The organism is Pseudomonas sp. PA-4-8C, assembly GCF_021606625.1.
Classification (GTDB): Bacteria; Pseudomonadota; Gammaproteobacteria; order Pseudomonadales; family Pseudomonadaceae; genus Aquipseudomonas; species Aquipseudomonas lactis.
This window is the reverse complement of the sequence record NZ_WKCD01000413.1, coordinates 1-3,260: the sequence shown is the minus strand read 5'-3', so window position 1 is coordinate 3,260 and position 3,260 is coordinate 1. Positions and strand designations below refer to the sequence as shown.

At 41.6% G+C, this 3,260-nt stretch carries 2 protein-coding genes and 1 pseudogene; all 3 read right to left on the bottom strand.

From position 1 onward, the window contains the following. On the bottom strand, positions 1-1,267 hold a 1,267-nt coding region (locus tag GIW04_RS29200; protein WP_236479486.1), incomplete at its 3' end, for a hypothetical protein. After that, a complete protein-coding gene (locus tag GIW04_RS29195; protein ID WP_120247695.1) occupies positions 1,264-2,175 on the bottom strand; it encodes a glycosyltransferase family A protein in 912 nt (303 codons plus the stop codon). The genes GIW04_RS29200 and GIW04_RS29195, both read right to left, overlap by 4 nt. A gap of 761 nt (positions 2,176-2,936) precedes the next feature. Continuing rightward, positions 2,937-3,260, bottom strand: a pseudogene (locus GIW04_RS29190) (hypothetical protein); the annotation flags it as partial.

Below are 3,260 nucleotides of genomic sequence, written 5' to 3'. Positions count from 1 at the left end.
TAAAAAAGAGAAAAATAAAAAAAAGACAAAGAGCGGCCCCCACAAACATTGGCAACGCTCTCAACCAAAGGGTCGCTGCTAGGGCGTAATAAAAGTCGCTACCCGCCACACGTGACATAGTAGAAATGGAGCTAAGAACAAAGCTCAGCATCATTACAAACAGCAATCCACCTGCATACCCTAAATACTTGTATGCGAACAGATCATAGTGGCTGGTTGGGCCTCCCGCCACATCAAATGTTGGATACCAGTATAAAAGAGACTGGCGCCCGACTGTATAATCGTTTACGGGGTGCCCTACTGCGTTGCTGAGAGTTGTCACTCCGACGAGAGGAGAGAGCATTTGTAAAAAGAAACTATCGGTTTCGAGACGTTCAATTACATTCCCCGGCAAAGCAAAATAATATTTGTCTGCGTTTGCAAATACCCTTAAGACCAAACGCTCAACAAGCACCGATGAATTTGGCATATAAACACCGCGCTCGGAAACATCAACACCACTATTTTCCAAATTCCGGGTCAATATATATCCCGCAAATAGCAGAACCGTAACCCCCAGCAAGAACAATTTTGTAAAACCAACTCTAACGCTAAACTTTGCGAAGAACAAAACTAAGATGACCGCATAAATCGATTCAAGGATTGCAAACTTAGCGCCATTCAAAAAAGAACTGATGAGGATATCAAGGAACAGTCCACCTATCATAAGCACTGTAACGAAGTTCACATTTTTGCTACGAAAACGTCGACCAATCCACAAGGTTAGATAGGAAATTACAAACAATCTGAACCCATCTGCAACACGTACAAATGCACCAAATCCTCTATTTTGCTCAAATCTGTTGGTCTCTGCAGAAGAGCCAAACCCTACATTTATTATCAAAAACAACGCCAATAGGGAATATAGAATAACAACCACAATGAATTCTGATCGACCTTTGCCCTCTGGTACCAAAAACAGCCTCACCATCTTGGGAAACCATAGAGCCCGACCGTGACAAATGGAGTAAACGATCATAAACATAGAGCAATAAGAAAAAAGTATTAGCAGTAAGTATGTTTCTACTTTGCCACTAACATACATGAATAGAACGACGCCGTAAGCGCTCCCCATTGTGAACGTCCAATAAAAATGGACAGGATCCAGGTATCCGGCGACCGCTTTGCCCCGTATGCAAAAATAAAATAGGGCCATAACAAAAACCATACAACTCAACAACAGACCCAAGTTCCCAAATGCCAAATCAAAAAAATCTGTATCGCTCATAATTTATCTCTTAACATATGAACGTAAGCGACGTAGGGTATGCACGAAACCCCTCCTAAAAACTGCTTTAAACCAACATATTTAATGATTTTAACAACCACACGAAAATCGCGTGTTTTTAGCGCAACCAGAATATAGAAAGCCAACGCCCGGGCCTGAGCTTGTGCACGTAATTCTTCGGGAGCAATAGCATCTAAAGTTTGAACGACCATGCCATATTGCTTAAACGTATCCTTGTAAGAATTGACATCATGTTGACGATAGCGAACGACATTAATACCCGACAAAAAAGTAAAGTCTTTACCGAACTTGTCATACTGCGTGAATAATTTTACAAAAACCGGATAATCGTCCCATTTCAAGCCGACATCCCAGCCTCCTATCTCTCTGAGGGATGACGTCTTGAACAAGGTCGACTGAAGAAGTATAGGTGCGGGATAATCCAAATATAATGCACTTCTGCGTTGTAATGGAGATAGTTGAAAAAATGTATCATGTTTCTTTTTATAAACAGGGCCTTCGTCCTCCCGGTCGCCATAAAAATAAACTGCATCACCAATGATAAATTTCAATTCAGGTGAGCGCTGCATTTCCTTCAGCATTATATCCATGCCCTCAGGAATAACGACGTCATCTGAAGCTATGAAATAGACCAGTTCAGTCTCAACCATCGAAAGCGCTAGATTTAACGAATTAACAAGGCCTGAGTTTTTTTTGCTGACCACGCTTACACGTGTAGCTTCCGTGCTGGTTTCAAGGTAAGCCTGAATGACGCCCATGGTATTATCAGGAGAGCCATCATCGATTATCAAAACACGCGTGGCTGCTGGCTCTACAGCTAGCGCCGCGTCGAGGCATGAAACAATAAATTCAGCATGATTATATGAAGGAATAACTATTGTGAGCATTATTTTATCTACCTAGCGATGCCAAGTTACATTATTCTTAAGGATTACTGCAGGCGCACCAGCAATAAAGCTCCTTGGCGCGTACACCTTGTTAACATATGACTTACTGCCAATAATGCATCCATCGCCCACGGCCCCTCCGGGTGTACATGTCACGCCCTCGCTTATCCAAACATGATTACCGATGCTGACAGGCGCGATTTTTATCTCTCCATTTATACTATGCTGAGTACTATCCGTTATATAGCATCCCCAAGATACAATGGTACCCACCCCAATGCTAATATCTGACGAGCACAAAATTATACTCTTGCAGGTAAGCCCTGATATTTGGGAGGGACTTCTGCCTCCCAACGTAAGGGTCGCACCTTTTAGAAGATTGATTTTACACCCATCCCCCAAATGAAATTCATTAATAATATTGAATGATGATGAAGCCTCCAAATTAATACATAGGGGTTCATTTCCACCTAGCCAATTTTCGAATACAAATATATTCTTCGCCTCGGATAGAACTTTTGCAGTCCTTGCCCTGGCAATTTTAACCTTGAAAATTTCAGCGGAAAAATAAAGTCTTGGCAAAAGACTGAAACCGCACAGACGATTCGTCAGATACAAAGAGTATAAAAAGTTAATAGGAAACTTAACTACCGCGATCACAGGATGAAAGTAAAATGTCTGCAGGCATATATAGACCCACAAACTTGCTCGACTGGTAAGAGCTCGTCTCAATAAAAAAGCTCGCAGTTTTCTCAGCATGCTCACAAAACCTTCAGTTTACTAAATTTATACATTACGAAAATCAAGCATACAACATAGTTCACGATGTGCGCATAAGCGCCCCCAACCAACCCATACTCCGAGACCAACAACATGGACAAGAGCACAAATGTTATTGAGAAAAAAATCTCAATAAAAATAAAGATCTTGAACTCCGCCCGACTAATAAAGACATAAGCCACAAGCCAACTGGCGATCTTTAACACATCTCCGAATAGCTGCCAGCCCATAATCTCTTCGATCGGAAGAAATTGTTTGGAGAAAAGCATTTCGACTATAAAGACTCGTAACGCATATATTGAAAC

What these genes read in the sequence shown, in the direction of transcription:
- GIW04_RS29195 (WP_120247695.1), bottom strand. Translation starts at nt 2,175, where the DNA reads ATGCTCACAATAGTTATTCCTTCATATAATCATGCTGAATTTATTGTT.